19 protein-coding genes and 2 pseudogenes are annotated in these 21586 nt (G+C 73.9%); 9 read left to right on the top strand and 12 right to left on the bottom strand.

Going from position 1 to position 21586, the window contains the following annotated elements:
* Positions 1 to 15: 15 nt before the first annotated feature.
* Both ACGFIR_RS03650 and pdxH read right to left on the bottom strand, forming a co-directional pair.
* Positions 16 to 1323 carry an MFS transporter gene (locus ACGFIR_RS03650; protein WP_393000691.1) on the bottom strand — a complete coding sequence of 436 codons (1308 nt, stop codon included), beginning with the start codon at positions 1321 to 1323 and terminating at the stop codon, positions 16 to 18.
* Positions 1320 to 1949, bottom strand: a complete 630-nt coding sequence (gene pdxH, locus ACGFIR_RS03645) for a pyridoxamine 5'-phosphate oxidase (RefSeq protein ID WP_393001385.1) — start codon at positions 1947 to 1949, stop codon at positions 1320 to 1322. Before pdxH ends, ACGFIR_RS03650 begins: the two co-directional genes overlap by 4 nt.
* 290 nt (positions 1950 to 2239) lie before the next feature.
* Here pdxH and ACGFIR_RS03640 point away from each other — a divergent pair, with 290 nt between their 5' ends.
* From ACGFIR_RS03640 to ACGFIR_RS03625, 4 genes are all read left to right on the top strand, one after another.
* A complete protein-coding gene (locus tag ACGFIR_RS03640) occupies positions 2240 to 3346 on the top strand; it encodes a citrate synthase 2 (protein WP_089002315.1) in 1107 nt (368 codons plus the stop codon).
* A gap of 324 nt (positions 3347 to 3670) precedes the next feature.
* A complete protein-coding gene (gene serC / locus ACGFIR_RS03635; RefSeq protein WP_393143005.1) occupies positions 3671 to 4798 on the top strand; it encodes a phosphoserine transaminase in 1128 nt (375 codons plus the stop codon).
* Positions 4799 to 4985: 187 nt separating this feature from the next.
* Positions 4986 to 6065 carry a septation protein SepH gene (gene sepH, locus ACGFIR_RS03630; protein ID WP_393143004.1) on the top strand — a complete coding sequence of 360 codons (1080 nt, stop codon included), beginning with the start codon at positions 4986 to 4988 and terminating at the stop codon, positions 6063 to 6065.
* 75 nt (positions 6066 to 6140) lie between these two features.
* A complete protein-coding gene (locus ACGFIR_RS03625) occupies positions 6141 to 7127 on the top strand; it encodes an aldo/keto reductase (RefSeq protein WP_393000697.1) in 987 nt (328 codons plus the stop codon).
* A gap of 13 nt (positions 7128 to 7140) precedes the next feature.
* On the opposite strand, the gene thpR is transcribed toward ACGFIR_RS03625, so the two are convergent.
* From thpR to ACGFIR_RS03600, 5 genes are all read right to left on the bottom strand, one after another.
* Complete coding sequence (thpR, locus tag ACGFIR_RS03620; RefSeq protein WP_393000699.1) at positions 7141 to 7719, bottom strand: RNA 2',3'-cyclic phosphodiesterase; 579 nt, start codon at positions 7717 to 7719, stop codon at positions 7141 to 7143.
* A 10-nt stretch (positions 7720 to 7729) separates the two neighbouring features.
* Positions 7730 to 8239, bottom strand: a complete 510-nt coding sequence (locus ACGFIR_RS03615) for a hypothetical protein (RefSeq protein WP_393000701.1) — start codon at positions 8237 to 8239, stop codon at positions 7730 to 7732.
* A gap of 102 nt (positions 8240 to 8341) precedes the next feature.
* The gene (locus ACGFIR_RS03610; protein ID WP_393000703.1) at positions 8342 to 9625 is read right to left on the bottom strand and encodes an MFS transporter; all 1284 of its coding nucleotides are present in this window, start codon (positions 9623 to 9625) and stop codon (positions 8342 to 8344) included.
* Positions 9626 to 9693: 68 nt separating this feature from the next.
* Positions 9694 to 10143 (bottom strand): MarR family winged helix-turn-helix transcriptional regulator, encoded by a 450-nt coding sequence (locus tag ACGFIR_RS03605; RefSeq protein WP_393000705.1) that lies wholly within the window; start codon positions 10141 to 10143, stop codon positions 9694 to 9696.
* 119 nt (positions 10144 to 10262) lie between these two features.
* Entirely contained in the window at positions 10263 to 11741 is a 1479-nt protein-coding gene (locus ACGFIR_RS03600; RefSeq protein ID WP_393000707.1) for an NCS2 family permease, read from the bottom strand.
* Positions 11742 to 11828: 87 nt separating this feature from the next.
* Here ACGFIR_RS03600 and ACGFIR_RS03595 point away from each other — a divergent pair, with 87 nt between their 5' ends.
* A complete protein-coding gene (locus tag ACGFIR_RS03595; protein WP_393000709.1) occupies positions 11829 to 12077 on the top strand; it encodes a DUF2530 domain-containing protein in 249 nt (82 codons plus the stop codon).
* A 48-nt stretch (positions 12078 to 12125) separates the two neighbouring features.
* Here ACGFIR_RS03595 and ACGFIR_RS03590 read toward each other — a convergent pair whose 3' ends face one another.
* The gene (locus ACGFIR_RS03590; protein WP_393000711.1) at positions 12126 to 12965 is read right to left on the bottom strand and encodes a DUF3027 domain-containing protein; all 840 of its coding nucleotides are present in this window, start codon (positions 12963 to 12965) and stop codon (positions 12126 to 12128) included.
* Positions 12966 to 13052: 87 nt separating this feature from the next.
* Between ACGFIR_RS03590 and ACGFIR_RS03585 the strand changes: the two are divergent.
* Together ACGFIR_RS03585 and ACGFIR_RS03580 are read left to right on the top strand one after the other, a co-directional pair.
* A pseudogene (locus tag ACGFIR_RS03585) lies at positions 13053 to 14513 on the top strand (MFS transporter); the annotation flags it as partial.
* A 290-nt stretch (positions 14514 to 14803) separates the two neighbouring features.
* A complete protein-coding gene (locus ACGFIR_RS03580) occupies positions 14804 to 15454 on the top strand; it encodes a futalosine hydrolase (protein WP_393143002.1) in 651 nt (216 codons plus the stop codon).
* 70 nt (positions 15455 to 15524) lie between these two features.
* On the opposite strand, the gene ACGFIR_RS03575 is transcribed toward ACGFIR_RS03580, so the two are convergent.
* Positions 15525 to 16142: a GNAT family N-acetyltransferase gene (locus ACGFIR_RS03575; RefSeq protein ID WP_393143746.1), complete on the bottom strand. Its 618-nt coding sequence runs from the start codon at positions 16140 to 16142 to the stop codon at positions 15525 to 15527.
* 201 nt (positions 16143 to 16343) lie between these two features.
* Positions 16344 to 16481 (bottom strand): annotated as a pseudogene (locus ACGFIR_RS03570) (helix-turn-helix domain-containing protein); the annotation flags it as partial.
* 619 nt (positions 16482 to 17100) lie between these two features.
* Here ACGFIR_RS03570 and ACGFIR_RS03565 point away from each other — a divergent pair.
* Positions 17101 to 18009 carry a 1,4-dihydroxy-6-naphthoate synthase gene (locus ACGFIR_RS03565; protein WP_393143000.1) on the top strand — a complete coding sequence of 303 codons (909 nt, stop codon included), beginning with the start codon at positions 17101 to 17103 and terminating at the stop codon, positions 18007 to 18009.
* Here ACGFIR_RS03565 and ACGFIR_RS03560 read toward each other — a convergent pair.
* Positions 17970 to 18356, bottom strand: a complete 387-nt coding sequence (locus ACGFIR_RS03560; protein ID WP_393000716.1) for a cold-shock protein — start codon at positions 18354 to 18356, stop codon at positions 17970 to 17972. The two genes, ACGFIR_RS03565 and ACGFIR_RS03560, sit on opposite strands and share 40 nt — an antisense overlap.
* 34 nt (positions 18357 to 18390) lie before the next feature.
* Positions 18391 to 19014 carry an HAD family hydrolase gene (locus ACGFIR_RS03555; protein WP_393000718.1) on the bottom strand — a complete coding sequence of 208 codons (624 nt, stop codon included), beginning with the start codon at positions 19012 to 19014 and terminating at the stop codon, positions 18391 to 18393.
* Positions 19015 to 19097: 83 nt separating this feature from the next.
* Here ACGFIR_RS03555 and ACGFIR_RS03550 point away from each other — a divergent pair, with 83 nt between their 5' ends.
* Positions 19098 to 21575: a helicase-associated domain-containing protein gene (locus ACGFIR_RS03550; RefSeq protein ID WP_393142998.1), complete on the top strand. Its 2478-nt coding sequence runs from the start codon at positions 19098 to 19100 to the stop codon at positions 21573 to 21575.
* Positions 21576 to 21586: the final 11 nt, after the last annotated feature.

Here is a 21586-nt window from a genome sequence, read left to right as displayed (position 1 = left end):
CCCCGACCCGACCGGTCACGCTCGGTCACCGTCCGCCGAGGTCGCCGCCCGGTAGCGCAGCAGCGCCGGGAACGCCACCGCGAGCAGCACCGCGAGCGCCGCCGAGATCAACCCGCCGCTGACCCAGGCGACGCCACCGCCGAGGCCGGCCGCCACCGCACCGGCGCGCAGGTCGCCCAAGCGCGGGCCGCCGGCGATGACCACCGTGTTGACGCCCATGAGCCGCCCACGCATCCGGTCCGGCGCGTAGACCAGCAGCATCGACTGCCGCAGCACCGCGCTGACCAGATCGGCCGCCCCGGCCACCGCGAGCAGCAGCACCATCAGCCAGAGCTGGCCGGCGAGCCCGGCCGCCGCGATGGCCAGCCCCCAGCCGACCACCGCCACCACCAGCACCAGCCCCTGCCGGCGCAGCCGCCCGATCCAGCCGGAGGTCAGCCCGCCGAGCATCGCGCCCGCCGCGATCGCGCTGTAGAGCCAGCCGACCGCCGCGCCGCCGCCGAACCGGGACTCGGCGATCTCCGGGAAGAGCGCCCGGGGCATCGCCAGCACCATGGCGATCAGGTCGATCACGAAGGAGAGCAGCAGCACCGGCGTGGTCGCCAGGTAGCGCAGCCCGTCGACGATGCTGGCCAGCCCGGCCCGCCGCGGGACGGCGTCCGGGGCCGCGTCCGGATCGGGTTCCGGCGGCATGGCCGGCAGCTTCACGGTCGCCCAGACGGCCACCAGGTAGAGCACCGCGTCGGCCGCGTAGGCGATCGGCAGGCCGAGGTCCGTGCCCCACCAGGCGAAGATCAGGCCGGCGGCCAGCGGGCCGAACACCGAGGCCGCCGTGTAGGTGGTGAAGTTCAGCGTGGTCGCCGCCGGCACCAGGTCCGCCGGCACCAGCCTCGGCAGGATCGCGTTGCGGGTGGGCGAGCTGATCGCGAAGGCGACCGACTGCACCGCCACCAGGACGAGCAGCAGCAGCGGGCTGCCGACGCCGAGCACCGCCTGCACCGCCAGGCCCAACGTGGCGACCCAGAGCACCACGGCGGTCGCCAGCAGCACCTTGCGCCGGTCGTACGCGTCGGCCACCGCGCCGCCCCAGAGCCCGAAGACCAGCAGCGGTACGAACGCCGCGATCCCGATCAGGCCGACCCAGAGGGAGTTCTCGGTCAGCGCGTACATCTCCACCGGCACGGCGACCGCCGTGAGCTGGATGCCGAACATCGCGATGCCGTTGCCCAGCCACATCCGCCGGTACGCCGGCACGGCCAGCGGGCGCACGTCGATCGCGAAGCTGCGCAGCCGGCCCGGCCGGGGGCTCTTGAGCTGGGTCACGGCGCCAGCCGCTCGACTGCCCACTCCCCGGCGCCGGTGAGCCGGAACCGCAGCCGGTCGTGCAGTCGGCTGACCCGCCCCTGCCAGAACTCCACCGACTCCGGCCGCACCCGCAGCCCGCCCCAGTGCGGCGGCGCGGGGATCGGCTCGACCTCGGCGAAGCGCTCCGCCGCCGCCCCGTACGCCTCGTCCAGCACGGCCCGGTCGGGGATCACCCGGGACTGGGTGCTGGCCCAGGCGCCGAGCTGGGAGCCGCGCGGCCGGCTGGCGAAGTACGCCTCCGTCTCCGCCCGGTCGACCCGCTCGGCCCGGCCGGCCACCACCACCTGCCGGTGCATCGCGAACCACGGGAAGACGAGGCTCACGTACGGGTTGACGGCCGCCTCGGCGCCCTTGCGGGACTCGTAGTTGGTGAAGAAGACGAAGCCGTCGGGGTCGTACCCCTTCAGCAGCACGGTCCGGGCGCTCGGGCGGCCCGCGGCGTCGGCGGTGCCCACCACCATCGCGTTCGGTTCGGGCAGCCCGGCGGCGACCGCGTCGGCGAACCAGCGGGCGAACTGGCCGTGCCAGTCGGCGGCCAGGTCCGCCTCGGAAAGGCCCAGCTCCGAGGCGTACTCGTTACGCATCGACGCCGGTCGGGCTGTGTCCCCCGTCACGTTCCCCCTCCTCTTCGTCGGTCCGGTCGACCTGCTGCGACGCAGGCCAGAGCGCACCGCACCGCACAGTGTCACCGACGCGATCCGGCCCACCCGAACCGGGGATGTCGTGTGCGGCACAGTCCCGGTGGGTCGCGGATCCGGTTACCCAGCAGGCAAGATGTCACGAACACTTACCTGAGGGTCGCCTAAGGTGTTCGCCCGGCTGGGCCGGGTCCGGAGCCCGGGGCGGGCGCGCCGAGCAGATCCAGGAGAGCGACATGGCCGATTTCAAACCCGGACTCGAGGGCGTCGTGGCTTTCGAGACCGAGATCGCCGAACCCGACCGCGAGGGCGGCGCGCTGCGCTATCGCGGGGTCGACATCGAGGATCTGATCGGCCAGGTCTCCTTCGGCAACGTGTGGGCGCTGCTGGTCGACGGGCGGTTCGGCCCGGGCCTGCCGCCGGCCGAGCCGTTCCCGGTGCCGGTGCACTCCGGCGACATCCGGGTGGACGTGCAGTCCGCGGTCGCGATGCTGGCCCCGTACTGGGGTCTCAACCAACTGCTCGACATCTCCGACGAGCAGGCCCGCGAGGACCTCGCCCGGGTGTCGGTCACCGCGCTCTCCTTCGTCGCCCAGTCGGCGCGCGGCCTGGGCCTGCCGGCCGTGCCGCAGAAGGAGATCGACAAGGCGTCCACCATCGTCGAGCGCTTCATGAAGCGCTGGCGGGGCGAGCCCGACCCCCGGCACGTGAAGGCCGTCGACGCCTACTTCATCTCGGCCGCCGAGCACGGCCTGAACGCCTCCACCTTCACCGCCCGCATCGTCGCCTCCACCGGCGCGGACGCCGCGGCCTGCATCTCCTCCGGCATCGGCGCCCTCTCCGGCCCGCTGCACGGCGGCGCGCCGTCCCGCGTGCTCAGCATGCTGGAGGCGGTCGAGCGCAGCGGCGACGCCGAGGGCTACGTCAAGGGCGTACTCGACCGGGGTGAGCGGCTGATGGGCTTCGGCCACCGCGTCTACCGCGCCGAGGACCCGCGCGCCCGGGTGCTCCGCCGCACCGCCAAGGAGCTGGGCGCGCCGCGCTTCGAGATCGCCGAGGCGCTGGAGAAGGCCGCCCTGGCCGAGCTCCAGGCCCGCCGCCCGGACCGGGTGCTCGCCACCAACGTCGAGTTCTGGTCGGCCGTGGTGCTGGACTTCGCCGAGGTGCCGGCGCACATGTTCACCTCGATGTTCACCTGCGCCCGGATGGGCGGCTGGAGCGCGCACATCCTGGAGCAGAAGAAGCTCCAGCGGCTGGTCCGCCCGTCGGCGCGCTACGTCGGTCCGGGCACCCGCAAGCCCAGCGACGTCGAGGGTTGGGACGCCATCCCGCACGGCGTCTGAGTTCGTGGAAGGAAGGGCCCCCTCCCGACGCCTCGCGCGCAGGGAGGGGGCCCTTCCGCGCGTTTCGGGGCGGGCGGGTGCGACACCGGTGCGGCGCGCATGACGTCTCCGGCCCCTGGTCGGGGCTGTGGTGGACGCCTCACCACCGGCCGTGGGACCAGCGGTGGAAGCGGCCCGCCCGGGTGGGAGGATGAAGGCCGGCAGTGTCGCCGGACCGGGCCCGGGTCCCGGCCGCGTCGTGCGCCTGAGCGCGCGTCCGCCGTCGATCCGCGCCCACCTGAACACCGGGCCCGCCCTCGCCCATGCGGAAGGATCTCGACAACCGTGGCTGACGCACCGACCATCCGGATTCCCGACGACCTCAAGCCCGCCGACGGGAGGTTCGGCTGCGGGCCGTCCAAGGTCCGTCCGGCGGCGGTCTCCGCCCTCACCGACGTGGCGACCAGCTACCTGGGCACGTCGCACCGGCAGAAGACCGTCCGTGACCAGGTGGCCCGGCTGCGCCGCGGCATCAGCGACTTCTTCTCCCTCCCCGAGGGCTACGAGGTGGTGCTGGGCAACGGCGGCACCACGGCGTTCTGGGAGGTCGCGACGTTCGGCCTGGTCCGGGACCGGGCCCAGTTCGCCAGCTTCGGCGAGTTCGGCGCGAAGTTCGCCAAGTCCGTCAAGGACGCGCCGTTCCTCGGCGAGCCCACCATCCGCAAGTCGGAGGCCGGCAGCGCGCCGACCCTGACCGCCGAGGCCGGGGTGGACGTCTACGCCACCCCGCACAACGAGACCTCGACCGGCGTCGCGGTGCCGATCAGCCGGGTGGCGGGCGCCGACCCGGGCTCGCTGCTGCTGGTCGACGCCACCTCCGGCGCCGGCGGCCTGGACGTCAACGTCGGCGAGACCGACGTCTACTACTTCGCCCCGCAGAAGTGCTTCGGCTCCGACGGCGGCCTGTGGCTGGCCCTGATGTCCCCGGCCGCGCTGGAGCGGGCCGGCGAGATCAAGGCGTCCGGCCGTTACATCCCCGCGTTCTTCGACCTGGTCACCGCGATCGACAACTCGCGGCTGGAGCAGACCTACAACACCCCGGCGCTGGCCACGATCTTCCTGGCCGCCGAGCAGACCGACTGGATGAACGCCCAGGGCGGCCTGGCGTGGGCGGCCAAGCGCACGGCCGAGAGCGCCGCGATCGTGTACGGCTGGGCGGAGCGCTCCGAGGTGGCGACGCCGTTCGTCACCGACCCGGCGCTGCGCTCCAACGTGGTCGCCACCATCGACTTCGCCGACTCCGTCGACGCCACCGCGGTCGCGAAGGCGCTGCGCGCCAACGGGATCGTGGACACCGAGCCGTACCGGAAGCTGGGCCGCAACCAGCTCCGCGTCGCGCTCTTCCCAGCCGTCGAGCCGGCCGACGTCGAGGCCCTGACCGCATCGATCGACTACGTGGTCGAGCGACTCTGAGTCGCCGTCACGGTCGGTGGCCGTCGGCCGCGTCGGCGGCCACCGACCGTGATCATCGTCGCAGCTCAGTCACGACATGCGGGTGTCGCATCCCCCACCTGCGGACAGATGCGCGTACGGTGGTGCGAGGACGCCCGGGTGGCCGGCTCGTGGCGTGACGGCCAGCGAAGCGGGACGGAGGCAACGCATGCGCCCAGTACGCTTCGTCGCCCTCTCCGAGGACGGCCAGGCTCTGGTGCTCGCCGACGAGGTCGGGCGCCTGCTCGCCCTGCCCATCGACGAGCGGATCGCCGGCGCGTTGCACGCCGAGCCCGGCGCCCCGCCGCTCGCCGTGGCCCCGGCGACCTCCGCCGACCCGGTGCCCTCGCTCTCCCCACGGGACATCCAGGCGAAGATCCGCTCCGGCGAGTCCGCCGAGGACGTCGCCCGGATCGCCGGCGTGCCCGTCGACCGGGTGCTGCGCTACGCCGGCCCGGTGCTCCAGGAGCGGGCCATGCTCGCCCAGCACGCCCGCCGCACCCGGCTCAAGGGCGCGGAGAAGCCCACCCCGCTCGCCGAGGTGGTCAACGGCCGGCTGGCCCAGCACGGGATCGACACCGAGAAGATCTCCTGGGACGCGTGGCGCCGCGACGACGGCACCTGGCGGATCGTGGCGACCTGGCCGTCGGGCAAGGCGACCGCGCAGGCGATCTGGGATCTCGACAAGACCCGGCAGGCGGTCACCCCACACGACGACATGGCGCAATACCTCTGCGCCGAGCGGCCCACCCCGATCCTCGGCCAGGAGCCGGCGCCGGAGCGGGGCGGCCACGCGCTGCCCGGCCCGTCGCGCGGTGAGCCGAGCCGGGGCGGTCACGGCCTGCCGGCAGCGGCCGAACCCCGTCCGGGCCGCGACCCGATCCGGGCCGGGCGCGACGCCCTGCTCGCCTCCCTCGACCGTCCGCTCGGCTCGACCTCGGGCCGCGGGCTCGAACCCCGCACCCCGGCCGCCCTGGCCGGGTCGGACACGCCGCGGCAGCGGCCGGTCGGCGGCGGGGCGGCGGCGCTGCTCGGCGGCGGTCAGGGTTCCGCGTTCGACGACGACTCGGACGCGCCCAAGGAGGTGCCGGCCGTGCCGTCGCTGGCGGTGCTCCGGCCCCGACGCACGGGCGCGCCGGCGGCAGCGGCCGGCGAGTCGGCCGACGCCGGCGGCAAGCCGCGCAAGCGCCTGCCGAGCTGGGACGACGTGCTGTTCGGCAGCGGCCCGGCGGCCCGCGAGTCCTCGTGACCGCCTGACTCCGGCGACGACCCGTCGCCGGAGTCATGCGAGGCACCCGGAGTCCCGCCGTGGCAGGGTGGCCCCATGGAGTACACGAATCTCGGCCGTACGGGCCTGTCGGTCAGCCGCCTCTGCCTCGGCACGATGAACTTCGGGCCGCAGACCACCGAGCCGGACAGCTTCGCGATCATGGACCGGGCTCTCGAACACGGGATCAACTTCTTCGACACCGCCAACGTCTACGGCTGGCAGACCGGCGAGGGGATCACCGAGCAGATCATCGGACGCTGGTTCGCCCAGGGCGGGGGCCGGCGGGAGAAGGTGGTGCTGGCCACCAAGGTCTACGGCAAGATGGGCGAGTGGCCCAACGAGCAGGGCCTCTCCGCCCGGCACATCGTCCGGGCCTGCGAGGACTCGCTGCGCCGCCTCCAGACCGACACCATCGACCTCTACCAGATGCACCACGTCTCCCGCAGCACGCCGTGGGAGGAGATCTGGCAGGCCATGGAGACCCTGGTCGCCCAGGGCAAGGTGCTCTACGTCGGGTCGTCCAACTTCGCCGGCTGGCACATCTCCGTGGCGCAGGAGGCGGCGGGGAAGCGCCACTTCCTCGGCCTCGTCTCGGAGCAGTGCATCTACAACCTGATGACCCGGCACGTCGAACTCGAGGTGGTGCCCGCCGCGCAGCATCACGGGCTGGGCATCATCCCGTGGTCGCCGCTGCACGGCGGGCTGCTCGCCGGGGTGCTGCGGAAGATGGCCGAGGGCGGGGCGGCACGCGGCGCCAGCGGCCGGTCCGCCGACGCGCTCGCCGAGCACCGGCCGACCATCGAGGCGTACGAGAAGCTCTGCGGCGACCTCGGTCACGACCCGGCGGACGTGGCCCTCGGCTGGCTGCTGTCGCGGCCCGGGGTGACCGCACCGATCATCGGGCCGCGCACCGCCGACCAGCTCGACCGTTCCCTGGGTGCCCTGTCCGTCGCGCTCGACGAGGACACCCTCACCCGCCTCGACGAACTCTTCCCGCCGGTCGGCAACGGGGGCCCGGGCCCGGAGGCCTGGGCCTGGTGACGGGTCAGACGGGTCAGACGGGCCAGGCGGCCAGGCGCTCGTAGGTGGGGCGGGGCCCGGGGTGGCTGCGCATCAGCACCATCTCGGCGGCCGACCACTGGGGGCCCTTGTAGCTGTCGAGGGCCGCCACGTCGGCCGCCACGTCGAGCGGGGACACCCGGTCGCCGGGGCGGGCGATCGTCAGGTGCGGGCGGAACGGCTTCTCGTCGTACGGCAGGCCGGCCTGCCGCAGCCGGGAACGGATCAGTCGGGCCAGCATCAGGACCGGCTCCACCTCACCCCGCAGGTCGACCCAGAGCACGGTGGACCGGTCCTGGCCGAACCGCCCGCCGCCAGCGAGCCGGAGCCGGGGCGCGGCGTGGCGACCGTCGCGCGACCGCTCGCCAGCGAGGCCGAGCGCGCTCTCCACGGCGACCAGCCGGTCCGCCTCCACGTCGCCCAGGAAGGCGAGGGTGATGTGCGCGTCGGCCGGGTCGGCGAGCCGGACGTTGATCCCGGCGGCGGCCGCCGCGCCGACGCGCAGCCGGGCGACCTGGGCGCCGAGGTGCGCGACCACCTCGGGCGGCGGGTAGAGCGCGACGAAGAGCCTCACGCGCCGCCCCTCAGCGGTGACGCTGCTGGTGGCCGGCGCGCGCGGCGGGCAGGGTCAGCCCGGCGGCGTGCAGCAGGCCCTCCACCCGGACCCGTTCCAGCTCCAGGTCGACGCCCACCAGCTCGGCCAGGTGCTCGGTGAGCCCGAGGGCGCGGCAGGCCAGTCGGAGCCGGTCGTCGTACGCCTGGAGGATCATGCCGTGCCAGACGAGCTGGCGGCCGTCGGAGCCGACGCCCTGGCCGCGCAGGCGGCGCAGGTCGGCGGCGAGTTCCTCCAGCGGGCGCCGGTCGGGCCGGTCGAGGCCGGCGAGGTCGATGTCGCGGGTCAGCGCGTCGGCCTCCACGGCCCGGTTCAGCCGGGCGATGGTGCGCCGCTCCCGCCGGCGCTCGCGCCACTCGGCGTAGCCGCAGGCGACCCGGTCGATGACCTCGTCGGCGCAGAAGACCAGGGCGATCACCGCCGGCAGGCTGGCCACGGCGACGAAAGCCAGGATCAGCAGCAGCGCACGACCGGGCTCCACGTATCGACGCTAAGCCTCTTTCCCCCTTACCGCTACCGCTTTCGTGGCATCCACGCCATCCGCCGGGTGGGGCGGGTTCGTCCCACCCGGGCCGCGGGGCGTTCAGCAGTCGGCGGAGGTGACGTAGAAGCGCGGCATCGGCAGGATGCGGAAGCGCAGCCGGGCGCCGGAGCGGCGCAGCTGCCAGGTGAGCGCGACCAGGATGGTGGCCAGCGAGATCAGCCCACCGATCCAGATGCTGGCGCCGGCGCCGTAGGTCTCGGCGACCCAGCCGATGAGCGGCGCCCCGACCGGGTTGGTGCCGAGGAAGACCAGCACCCACAGGGCCATCACCCGGCCGCGGAAGGCGGCGTCCGTGCCGAGCTGGACCCGCTGGTTGGCCGCCTGGGCGAAGAAGACCATGAAGAAGCCCGTCGGCAGCAGCAGCGTGACCACCATCCAGTACGCCGGGGCGAGCCCCACCAGCGTGCCGAAGCTGGCGCAGCCGACCCCCGCGCCGAGCACCAGCCAGACCGACGGGCGGCTGCGCCGCCCGGTGCCGGCGAGCGCCCCGACCAGCGCGCCGACCGCCAGGGCGGTGCTGAACAGCCCGAACGAGGCGGCACCGGTCTGGAACACGGTCTTGGCCAGCGCGGCGAGGGTGAGCTGGAAGTTGAACAGCGACATGCCGATCACCGACATCACCGCCATGGGCAGCAGCAGGTCGGGCCGGCGCCAGACGTAGCGCAGGCCGTCGACGACCTTGGCCGACGCCCGCTCGTCACGCGGCGGCAGCGCCTCCCGGTGCAGCTCGGTGGGGCGCATCCGGATCACGGTGACCAGCGGGGCGATCGAGCTGAGCGCGGTGAACAGGAAGACCGGCCCGACGTCGAAGGCGGCGATGGCCAGGCCGGCGACGGCCGGCCCGACGATCCGGGCGGAGTTGAACACGGCCGCGTTGAGCGAGAGCGCGTTCGGCAGCAGCGGCGTGCCGACCAGCTCGGAGACGAACGCCTGCCGGACGGGGGTCTCCACGGCGTTGGCGACGCCGAGCAGGGCCGCGAACGCGAAGACGTGCCAGAGCTGCACGAGGCCGGTGATCACCAGCAGGGCCATGCCGAGCGCCAGCACGGTCCAGAACGCGTTCGCGGCGAAGAGCAGCATCCGCTTGTCGTAGCGGTCGGCGAGCCGCCCGGAGAGCAGGGTGAGCAGCAGCACCGGGGTGAACTGGAGCGCGGTGACCACGCCGAGGGCGGTGGCGGAGTTGTCGGAGAGCTCGAGGACCAGCCAGTCCTGGGCGATGAACATCATCCAGACGCCGATCAGCTTGATCAGCTGCCCGGATGCGAAGAGCCGGTAGTTGCGGACCTGTAGGGACTGGAACATCGTGCTCAGCTTCGCCTGCACTCTAGGTGCGCCTCCTCGCGGTCGTACGCGTCATCGACGTCGGACGGCGCGGGGGCACGACGCGCGGGTCAGGCGCGGGCGACCTGCTGAAGGATCTCGGCCGCCTGCCGCAGGGTCTCCCGTTCGGCTTCGGTCAGCTCGGCCAGCCGGCGGGCCAGCCACTCGTCGCGGACCCGCTCGAACTGGTCGAGCACCGCCTGTCCGCCCTCGGTCGCCGCCAGGATGACCTGCCGGCCGTCGGTCGGATGGGGGGTGCGGCGCACGAGGCCGCGCTCCTCCAACTTCGCGACGATCCTGGTCATCGTGGGCGGCTGTACCCGTTCCACGTCGGCCAGTTCCCGGGGCGTCAGCGCACCCGCCAGCCGGAGGCTGGTGAGCGCGGAGAGCTGGGTGACCGTGAGGTCGCCGACCGGCCGGGCCTGGCGGACCCGTCGGTTGAGCCTGGTGATCGCATCGCGCAGCTGCGGTGCGAGCTGCGCCGGTGGCACGCGTTTCGCCGTCACCGTCCGCTCCGTCACGATAGTTAGCCTAACTAATTAGCATGGCGAACGACCACTTATATGACCACGCTCACGAGAAGTTCGCCCCGCTCCGGGCCGGTCACCCGAATCGGTCACCGGCCCGGAGCGGAACGTGCTCAGAGCATCATCGACTCGATCGGCCCGCGCAGGAAGTAGAGCACGAAGAGGACGGCCACCCCGTACAGCAGCGGGTGGATCTCCCGGGCCTTGCCCTTGGCGAGCTTCACCACCACGTACGAGATGAGGCCGGCTCCGATGCCGTTGGAGATCGAGTACGTGAAGGGCATCAGCGCGATCGTCAGGAACGCCGGGATGGCGATCTCGTAGTCGGACCAGTCGATCGTCCGCACCGCGGTCATCATCAGGAAGCCGACCACCACCAGCGCGGTCGACGCCGCCTCGAACGGCACCACCACGACCAGCGGCGCCAGGAACATCGCCAGCAGGAACAACCCGCCGGTGACCAGGTTGGCCACGCCCGTACGGGCGCCCTCCGCCACACCGGCGGCGCTCTCGATGTACGACGTGTTGCTCGACGTGCTCGCCGCACCGCCGGCCGCCGCCGCGATCGAGTCGACCAGCAGGATCTCCTTCGCCCGCGGCGGGGTGCCCCGCTCGTCGAGCATGCTCCCCTCCTGGCCGACCGCGACCATCGTGCCCATCGTGTCGAAGAAGTCCGTGATCAGCAGGGTGAAGACGAACATGAGGACCACGAGCCAGCCGGCCCGGCTCCACGAGTCGAACACGTTGAAGTTGCCGAGCAGCGACAGGTCCGGCACGTCGATCCAGGTCTTCGGCAACTCGGGGACGTTGAGCGACCAGCCCTTCGGGTTCGGCTTGCCGTCGACGAACGACGGCCCCACGTTCACCAACGCCTCGACGACGATCGCCAACACGGTGGAGCCGAGGATGCCGATCAGGATCGCGCCCTTGACCCGGCGCACCAGCAGCACGATGGTCAGCAGCAGACCCACCACGAAGACCAGCATCGGCCAGCTGCCGAGGCTGCCGTCGATGCCCAGCCCGACGGGGACCGTGGTGTTCTCGGAGTCGGGCACCCGGCGGACGAAACCGGCGTCGACCAGCCCGATGATGGTCAGGAAGAGGCCGATGCCGACGCCGATCGCCGTCTTCATCTGCGTCGGCACCGAGCGGAACACCGCCGTACGCAGGCCGGTCAGCACCAGCACCGCGATGATCACACCTTCGATCACCACGAGGCCCATCGCGTCCGCCCAGGTCATCTCCGGGGCGATCTCGTACGCGACCAGCGCGTTGACGCCGAGGCCGGCGGCGAGCGCCAGCGGGAACCGGCCGACCACACCCATCAGGATGGTCATCAGGCCGGCGACCAAGGCGGTAGCCGCCGCCAGGGCGGGAATGGGAAGCTTCTGGCCGTCGCCGTCGACGGCACCACCGATGATGAGCGGGTTGAGCACCACGATGTACGCCATCGTGAAGAAGGTCGCCAGGCCACCGCGTACCTCACGGCTCATCGTCGAGCCGCGGGCGGAGATCTCGAAAAATCGGTCAAATCCGTTGCGGGGGTGCGCTGGGTCGGGTGGTGTGCCGTTCTCGGGCGGCGCTACTGCCATCAGTTCCTCGCAGGTGATCTTCCGTTGTCGCGCGCATCGTCGCAGATCACCGGCCACCAGGAAAAGTTGATCGCGTACGCTTGCCGCGTGCCGAAGGAGCAGCCCCCGCGGCCCGAGCCGCTCGACCCGCCGATGGTGCCGTTCGCCCTCGCCGGGATGGCGGCGTGGGCGCTCGCCGGGCTGGTGCTACTGATCTTCTTCCGCGACTGGCTCACCGCACACGGTCACCAGAACTGGCTGTGGACCTGCCTGGCCGGTTTCCTGTGGGGTTTCCCCGGTCTCGCCGTGATGATGCGGCACGACGCCAATCGGCGCCGCCGCCGCGCCGGCCGCTGACCTGCGCCGACACCGAGCCGGCGCGACCTGCCCGCGTCAGGCGCCCGCTCAGGGGTGGCCGTACGGCTCCGCCGGCTCCGATGCCTCGACGGAACCCGGCGCCCGGCTGACCGCCACGGGCTCCACCGCGCTGTCGTCGTAGACCGTCGGCATCTCGTCGACGGGGGTCTCGGCGGCCTCGATCAGGGTCTCCGAGTGGGCGCCGCAGCCGTGGTCGGCGCTGACCACCCGACCGTCGTCAGGGGCGTAGAAGTTGCCACAGGCGCCGAAGGCCTGCCGCAGGGCACCCGCGAGCGGCAGGTAGAAGCCGCAGGTCCCACAGCGGGCGGCGGCGGGGGCGGCGGCCGAGATCGCGGCGGACGGGCCGTGGTCGCCGTCGTACCAGCGCTGGGCGGCCTCGCTGCGCCCCTCCCGGGAGAGCACCCGGGCCCGCCCGAGGCCGAGCTCCCAGGCGGTCTCCTCGACCGCCGGGTCGTCGGAGAGCAGGTAGCCGGGCTGTAGCCGGTCGTCGTCCGCCGGGGTGGGCAGCAGGTCACCGGGGCCCAGGTCGCCCGGCTTGAGCCGTTCCTGCCAGGGCAGCCAGCCGGGGGCGAGCATCGCGTCCGCGCCCGGCAGCAGCACCGTCTCGCAGATGGTGACCTGCCGGCTGCGCGGCACCCGGGTGACGGTGACCGCCCAGCGCCAGCCCCGGTAGCCAGCGAGCCGGCACTCGAAGTAGTGCGTGACGAGTCGGTCGCCCTCCGCCACGGCCTGCAGGTGGTCGCCGATGTCCGAGGGGTCGACCTCGGTGATGGCGTCACGGGCCACCTCGACGGCGGCGGCGCAGACCTGGTCGAGACGAGCGGCACGGGCGGAGGCAGGCCTGGTCACCCAACCATTGTTCCCCATGCGTACGGCAGACCGACAGGCACCCGCCGACGACGTTCTGGGACAGTGGTGCGGCACGGACCGACCGGATGGGCGAGGATGGTGGGCATGCCGCTGTTCTCCCGCTCCGGGCGGTCCGTACTCGGGCGGACCGTCGGCACCGGGATCAAGGCCGTCCGCCTGCTGTTCCGTGGCTCGGTCAGCGGTGGGCGCTGGATGACCCGCCGGGCGGGCCGGGCCCGCGCCCGGGGCGCAGGGGGCGAGGTCGGCATGGTCCGCCTCTTCGACCTGCACGCGCTCTCCTGCGCCGGCGACACGCTGATCGCCATCGGCCTCGCCGGGACGATCTTCTTCAACGTCCCGCTCGGCGAGGCCCGCAGCAAGGTCGCGCTCTACCTCCTGGTGACCATGGTGCCGTTCGCCATGCTCGCCCCGGTGGTGGGCCCGCTGCTCGACCACTTCCGCCACGGCCGTCGGTACGCGCTGGCCACCACCATGCTCGGCCGGGCCTTCCTGGCCTGGCTGATCTCGGACTACATCCACGGCTTCGGCCTCTATCCAGCTGCCTTCGGCGTGCTGGCGCTCTCCCGCGCCTACGGGGTGGCCCGCTCGGCGGCCGTCCCGCGGCTGCTGCCCGAAGGGCTGGGCCTGTCCCAGATCGGGGCCCGGGCCAGCGTCTACGGCACGGTGGCCGGCGCCCTGGTCGCCCCGATCGGGCTGGCCGCCTTCTGGTTCGGGCCGCAGTGGCCGCTCCGGGTCGCCTCGATCATCTTCCTGGTCGGCATGGTGATCTCCCTGCGGCTGCCGCCGAAGGCCGACTCCGAGCCGCCGGAGCGGGTGCCCCGACCGCTGCGGGCGCTCGGCCGGCGCAACGGCGACCGCCCGCTGGGCCGGGGGCGACCGGCCGGCCGACTCGTGATCGCCACCCTGATCGGTGCCGCGACGCTACGCGGGCTGTACGGCTTCCTGCTGCTCTTCCTCGCCTTCGCGATCAAGGCGGGCGACCTGACCACCGTCGTCTTCGGCCGGGACCTGGGCGACGAGGGGGCGCTGGGCCTCGTCGGCGCGGCACTGGCCGTGGGCACGTTCCTCGCCACCGCGATCGGCACCCGGCTGCGCATCCACCGACCCGTCGCGATCCAGTCCAGCGGCATGATCATCGTGGCCGGGGTGGCGGTACTCGCCGCGCTGATGTTCTCGCTGCCGATGGTCGCCCTGCTCTGCCTGGTGGCCGCGCTGATGAGCGGCATCGCCAAGCTCACCGTGGACGCCTCGATCCAGGAGCGCATCCCGGAGCGGCTGCGGGCCAGCTCGTTCGCCCACTCCGAGACGGTGCTGATGCTCGCGTTCGTCGCCGGGGGCGGGCTGGGGCTCGTACCCTTCGACGGCCGCATCGGGATCGCCGTCGCCGCCGGGGCGGGCACGCTGGCCGCCGTGCGGGGCGTGGTGGTGGCGGGCCGTCTGCGCGCCGAGCGCCTGGCCGGTCGCCCGCTCGCCGACGAGGAACTGGCCGACGAGACCGCCGGTGCCGACGACGGCACCGGCGGCGGGGCTGGGCCCGCCGGCGGCGCTGGCACGGGCGCCACGGCCGGCACAAGCACCACGGCCGGCACAAGCACCACGGCCGGCGCGCGCACCGGGGTTGGCACGGGCAACGGTGCCGGCACACGCACCGAGGCGGAGGCTGCTCCCGAGACCGGGGTGGCGCCCGTCTCGCCCGCCCCGGCGCAGGGCAGTTCGCCGCTGGACGACCCGGCCCTGGCCCCGCCGGGCTACCACATCTACCGACCGTCCTCGGCGGTCGGCGGGCCGGGCGGCGCGGACGACGAGACCCGGCGGGAACCGCAGGGGCCCCTGCCGTGACGGGCCTGCTGGTGGTCACGGCGGTGCCCGCCGAAGCCGAGGCGGTCCGCGCGGGCCTGACGGATCCGTCGACGGCGGTGCTGCCGGTGGGGGTCGGCCCGGCCGTAGCCGCGGCCACCACCGCTCGGCTGCTGGCGCTGGCCGAGGCGGCCGGACGCCCGTACCTCGGTGTGGTCAGCGCGGGCGTGGCGGGCGGCTTCGCCGGCCGGGTGGAGGTCGGCGCGACAGTGCTGGGTTCTGCGGCCGTCGCCGCCGACCTGGGCGCCGAGTCGCCGGCGGGCTTCCTCCCGGTGGACGAGCTGGGCATGCCTCCCGAGTGGCTCGGTGCCGGCACCACGCTGGCCGCCGATCCGGGACTGCTGGCCGCCCTGTGCGCCGCGCTGCCGGCGGCGACGGTGGGCCCGGTGCTGACCGTCAGCACGGTGACCGGCACCGCCGCCGGCACCGATGCCCTACGCCGACGCCACCCCGACGCGGTCGCCGAGGCCATGGAGGGCTACGGCGTCGCCGTCGCCGCCGCCCAGGCCGGTGTCCCGTTCGCGGAGCTGCGTACCGTCTCGAATCCGATCGGCCCCCGCGACCGCGACGCCTGGCGCATGCGCGAGGCGCTGGCCGCCCTCACCTCGGCCGCCGCGGCCCTGACCTGAACCCGCCCGCCTCACCGCCCTGACTGACCCGAGCTGATCCGCCCTCACCGACCTGCCCTGAGCACCTGTCTCACCCGGCCTCTCCCGACGGTCGGTTCGCAGCCGAAGGCCGACGGTCGAGCCGTAGGGCCCACGGTCGGCTCGTCTTGAACTCCCACCCGCAGGCGAGCAGCAGATCGACGTCGGCGGCCTCGGCGATCGCGTGGGCGTTTCGGATGCCCGAGCGGCCCATCTCGTCGGCGAGCATCGCCAGCAACCGGCGCCCGATGCCCAGCCGCCGGCAGCCCTCCGCGACGAGTACGCCGTCGAAGACGATCTCCCGCTCCTCGGCCGGCTCGGCGCCGTCGATCAGGTGCGGGCTGCGCTCGTGGGCCCGAAGCTCACCGACCAGGTCGCCACCCGGCAGTTCGGCGACGAATCGCCACGAGGTCGCGGGCAGGCCGCCGCCCGTCACCCGACGCAGCCGTACCGTCCGCCGGATCTCCTCGGCACGTCGCCGCCGGTCCCGGTAGCGACGATTCCGCTCGTACGTGGCCGGTGGCACTGGTAGCGGCCAACGTGCCGGGGGAAGATTGCACCAGTTCGCCCACCAGGCACCCGGCCAGTCCTTCGGCTCCTTCACCTCCCAGACGTCGAGGTGAGCCGGGTAGCGACGCCCGGCTCCGTCCCGGAGCGCATCGTGCGGCACCTCCGGAAGCAACCGGTCCGCGATTCGGACGGCTCCGACGCGCTCTGCGATTCGGACGGCTCCGGCGGTCGTGACGGCTCCGTCCGCCTCAGCCGTCGCGGCGGTCCCGGCAGGGCGGAGCAGGCCGATTGCCACTTCTCCACCGGCGGCCCGAACGAGCCGCTCCACCGTCCGGAACCGCGGATCCGCCGCGCGGCCCGACTCGATCCGGGCCAGGGTCGCCTGTGGCACCCCTGATCGCTCGGCCAGTTCGCGTTGGCTCAGGTCCGCTCGACGTCGTAGGGCCCGCAGGGTCGCGCCAAGATCGACGGCATCCGTCAGCTCTGCCACGAGAATCATGCTCCCGGCGTGACGTCACGTTCTCAACAGCCTGCCCCCGCCTGTGGACAAACCTGTGGACAACGTGGGTACCGGGGGCCGACCGATCCCGCCGGCTTGTCGGCCGACCGGAACAACCCGCTGAAGACGGGGCAGCAACCTGTCGCGACGCTGTCGAGCTGAATCGTCTACGACATCAGGCACCGCTGCCGCCCGGACACCCACTCGTAAGCGACGGGGGCACGAGTGACGGTGCGACGGGGGCACGAGTGACGGTGCGGCGAGGGCACGAGTGACGGTGGCCCCAGCCTCGCCGTACCGGGGACGCCGGGTCGTGTGCGGTGCCCGGGTCCGTCGCCGAACCTCCGGCGAGGGACACCAACGGATTCGAACGCCTGCACCCCGGACGGCGCCGGAGAGGCCGGAGAGGAAAGCGTCCTCCCGGTGAATCGTTTACGACATCAGCTCGACAGGAGACGTGTGGCAACCTCTGCCTGAAGACAGAACGACGGACGCGGCGTTCCCGTCCGGCAGGCACGCGGGCGGGCAAGCAGGCGGGCAGCAGGGAGGCGGCGGATCCAGGTCACACCGGGACTGGCGCGGTCCGACAGCCCACGCACGGCGGCGATACGGTGAGGGTGTGGCGCTCTCGCTGGCTATCTCGCCCTGCCCCAACGACACGTTCGTCTTCCACGCGCTGGTGCACGGCCTCGTGCCCGGTGCCCCGCCGGTCGACGTCACGTACGCCGATGTGGACGTGACCAACACGGCCGCCGAGCGGGGGGCGTTCGACCTGGTCAAGGTGAGTTACGCGGCGCTGCCGTGGCTCCTGGACGACTACCACCTGCTGCCCTGCGGAGGCGCGCTCGGGCGTGGCTGCGGCCCGCTGGTGCTGACCCGCGGCGACCGGCCCGCCGACTCCGGCCAGCCCGCCAGCATCGCTGGCCAGCCAGACGGCGACCCCGGCCAGCCCGCCGGCTCCGGCCGTGCCGACCTGAGTGGCGCCACGGTGGCGGTGCCGGGTGACCGGACCACGGCGTACCTGCTCTTCCGGTTGTGGGCGGCCGAGCGGCCCCCGGCGCGGATCGAGGTCGTGCCGTTCCACGAGATCATGCCGGGCGTCGCCGCCGGCCGGTACGACGCCGGTCTCGTGATCCACGAGGCCCGGTTCACCTACCCGCGGCACGGCCTGACCGCCCTCGTCGACCTCGGCGAGTGGTGGGAGGCCGACACCGGCCTGCCCATCCCCCTCGGGGCCATCCTGGCCCGGCGCGGCGCGGTCGATCCGCAGGCCGCCGCCGGGTGGATCCGCGAGTCCGTGCGCCAGGCCTGGGCCGATCCGGCCGCCAGCCGGGAGTACGTGCTGGCGCACGCGCAGGAGATGGAGCCCGACGTGGTGGACCGGCACATCGGGCTCTACGTCAACGAGTTCACCGCCGACCTGGGGGACGCGGGGTTCGCCGCCGTACAGGCGTTGCTCGGCCGGGCCGCCGACGCCGGGCTGGTGCCTCAGACCTCCAGCTCGTTGGCGACGGCGTGGACCAGCTGAGCGATCTTCTGCGCCGTCTTGCGGTCCGGGAAACGACCGCGGCGCAGGTCCGGCTGGACCTTCGCCTCCAGCACCTTGATCATGTCCTCGACGAGGCCGTGCAGTTCCTCGGCCGGCCGGCGGCGCAGCTCCGCCATCGACGGCGGGGCGTCGAGCAGCTTGACCCCCATCGCCTGCGCGCCCCGGCGGCTGTCCACCACGCTGAAGTCGATCCGCTGACCGCCCTTGAGGTCGGTGACACCCGCCGGCAGCGCGCCCTTGGGCAGGAACACGTCGCCACCCTCGTCGCTGGTGACAAAACCGTATCCCTTGGCCGTGTCAAACCACTTCACTCGACCCGTCGGCACCTGAGAACCTCTGCTTCGCTTGAGCTTGAGACGTCTACCTCTCCAAGGCTAGCCGGATCATGCCGTCGAGTGCCGCCGGGAATCCGCTGAGATCGTCCAGCACCACCTCCGCCCCGGCCGCACGCAGCTCGTCGGCGCTGCACGGGCCGGTGGCGACCGCGATGCCGGGGACGCCCGCCGCCCCGGCGGCCGCCATGTCGGCCACGTGGTCGCCGACGTAGTGGGTCGCGCCGTGCCGCCGCAGCGCGGTCGCCTTCTCCTCCGCGAACAGGTCGCCGGCCACCTCGTCGACCGCCATCCCGAGGTGGTCGAGGTGCAGCCGGGCCAGGCGGCCGTGCTTGGCGGTCACCACCAGCACGCGACCTCCGTTTTCGCGTACGGCGTCGAGCGCGGCGACGGCGCCGGGGAGCGGGACCGTGGGCGTGATCGCGTACGCCGGATACAGCTCGCGGTACGTCCGGACGGCCTCGTCGACCTGCTCCGGCGGGAACCAGCGGGCGATCTCGGTACGCAGCGGCGGGCCCAGCCGCGACACGGCGGCCTCCGCGTCCACGTGCACCCCGGTGCGGGCCGTCAACGCCCGGAAGGCGGCGGCGATGCCGGGACGCGAGTCGACCAGGGTCATGTCGAGGTCGAAGCCGACCGTCAGCGCTGCCATGCGGAGAAGGTACCCGCCGGTCCCGGGCCAGCCGAACGTCCGAGGGGCGGGATGACCCCCTGCCGGGCTAGCGTGGAACGACGATGACCACCTCACTCGCCGACCATCTGCGGTCGCTTCCCGACGAGTCGCTCGCCGCCCTCCTCCAGCTGCGGCCGGACCTCGTCGTACCCGTACCGGCCGACGTCTCCGCGCTCGCCACCCGGGCCCAGTCGCGGGTCTCGGTGGCCCGCGCCCTCGACGCGCTGGACGAGTTCACCCTGCTGATGCTGGACGCCGCCCGGCTGACCCGGGACGCGGTCGACCAGAGCACCTCCACCGACGCGGTGCTGGCCATGGCGACCGCCGGCCCGCACCCACCCGCCCCCACCACCGTCCGCGCCGCCGTGAACCGGCTGCGCGCGCTCTTCGTGCTGCACGGCCCCGAGAACGCCCTGCGCGTGGTGGCGAGCGTCGACGAGGTCTCCCCGTACCCGGCGGGGCTGGGTCGACCGGCGGCGGAGCTGGACGCGCGGACGGCGGCGCTCTGCGCGGACCCGGCGAAGCTGCGGCGGACGCTGCTGGCCGCGCCGCCCTCGGCCCGGGCGATCCTCGACCGGCTGGCCGCCGGACCTCCGGTCGGCAGCGTGCCGGCGGGCGCGTTGCGGGCGCCCGCGCTCGGCGCGGAGGACGACCTGCCGCCGGACCCGACCAACGGCGGCGCGCCGACCGGCTCGCCGGTGCGCTGGCTCGTCGACCACCACCTGCTGGTGCCGGTCTCCGGCGGCCGGGCCGGCGTCACGGGCACCGTCGAGCTGCCCCGGGAGGTCGGCCTGCTGCTGCGTCGCGACAGCGGCCCGCTCGGTCCGCTGCGCAGCAGCCCGCCGGCGGTGGCCACCGCGCCGCGCGAGCCGAAGGCCGCCGACTCGGCCGGGGCCGGGCAGACCATGGAGGTGGTACGCCACACGGAGGCGCTGCTGGAGCAGTTGGCGGCCGAACCGGCGCCGGTGCTGCGCTCGGGTGGCCTGGGCGTCCGTGACCTGCGCCGGCTCGCCAAGGCCGTCGGGGTGGACGAGCCGACGGCGGCCCTGCTGCTGGAGTCGGCGTACGCGGGCGGGCTCATCGGCGAGGTCGACCTGCCCGGGGCCACCACGACGCGGCACGGCGCGGATCAGCAGGTGCTGCCCACCGCCGGGTACGAGGTGTGGCGGGCCGGGACGCTCGCGCAGCGCTGGGAGCAGCTCGCCCGCGCGTGGCTGACCATGACCCGGCAGGTCGGGCTGGTCGGGCAGCGCGACGACCGGGACCGGCCCATCACGGTGCTCTCCGCCGAGGCGGAACGGGCCGGCGCGCCGGCCGCCCGACGGGCCGTGCTGGAGGTCCTCGCCGGCCTGGAGCCGGCCACCGGGCCCACCCCCGAGGAGGTGCTGGCCCTGCTCGACTGGCGGGCGCCCCGGCGCAGCCGGGGGCGGGAGGCCGCGCACCGCGAGGTGCTGACCGAGGCGGCCACGCTGGGCGTGACGGGGCTGGGGGCGCTCACCTCGTACGGGCGACTGCTGCTCGCCGACGTGACGGCGGCCGACGAGCACGGCGACGACCCGCTCGGGTTGCGTTCCGACGCCGAGAGCGGTGACCCGACCAGCGCCGTACGCGCGCTGGACGCGCTGCTACCCGCCCCGGTGGACCACTTCCTCGTACAGGCGGACCTGACCGTCGTGGTGCCCGGCCCGCCCGATCCGGCGCTCGCCGGCGAGCTGGAGGTGGTGGCGGAGCACGAGTCGGCCGGCGGGGCGAGCGTGCACCGGGTCACCCCGGCCAGCGTCCGCCGGGCCCTGGACGCCGGCTACTCGGCCGACGACCTGCACTCCCTGTTCCGGCGGCGCTCCCGCACCCCCGTCCCGCAGGGGCTGACGTACCTGGTGGACGACGTCGCGCGCAAGCACGGCGGGCTGCGCGTCGGCTCCGCCGGGGCGTACGTGCGCAGCGACGACGAGGCGCTGCTGACCGAGGTGCTCGCCGACCGGCGGCTGGAGCCGCTGGCGCTGCGCCGGCTGGCGCCGACGGTGCTGGCGACCCCGTACCAGGTGGGCCGGATGCTGCTGGCGCTGCGCGACGCCGGCTACGCGCCGGTGCCGGAGGACGCGAGCGGGTCGGCGGTGCTCGCCCGCCCGAAGACCCGGCGGGCCCCGGCCCGGGTGCCGGTGACGACCAGGACGCTCGACCCGTTGACGACCCCGAAGTTGGCCATGCCCCGCCTGTTGGGGGTGGTGGAGCAGATCCGGCGCGGTGACGCGGCGGCCCGGGCCGCCCGGCGGGCGCCGGCCGTGGTGCGGGGCGGAGTCGGCCGTACGGGTCCCGCTCCGGTGCCCTCGCACAGTGACGCCATCGCGGTGCTCCAGCAGGCGGTCCGGGACCGGGCGCTGGTCTGGGTGGGCTACGTCGACGCGCACGGGGCGACCGCGTCCCGGCTCGTGCGGCCGGTCTCGTTGGGCGCGGGCTACCTGCGCGCCGAGGACGACCGGACGGAGATGCTGCACACCTTCGCCCTGCACCGGATCACGGCGGCGGTACGGGAGGACTGAGCGGGCGGGCC

The sequence above is a fragment of the Micromonospora sp. NPDC049051 genome (assembly GCF_043197575.1).
GTDB lineage: Bacteria > Actinomycetota > Actinomycetes > Mycobacteriales > Micromonosporaceae > Micromonospora.
This window is presented reverse-complemented; position numbering and strand designations above follow the sequence as displayed.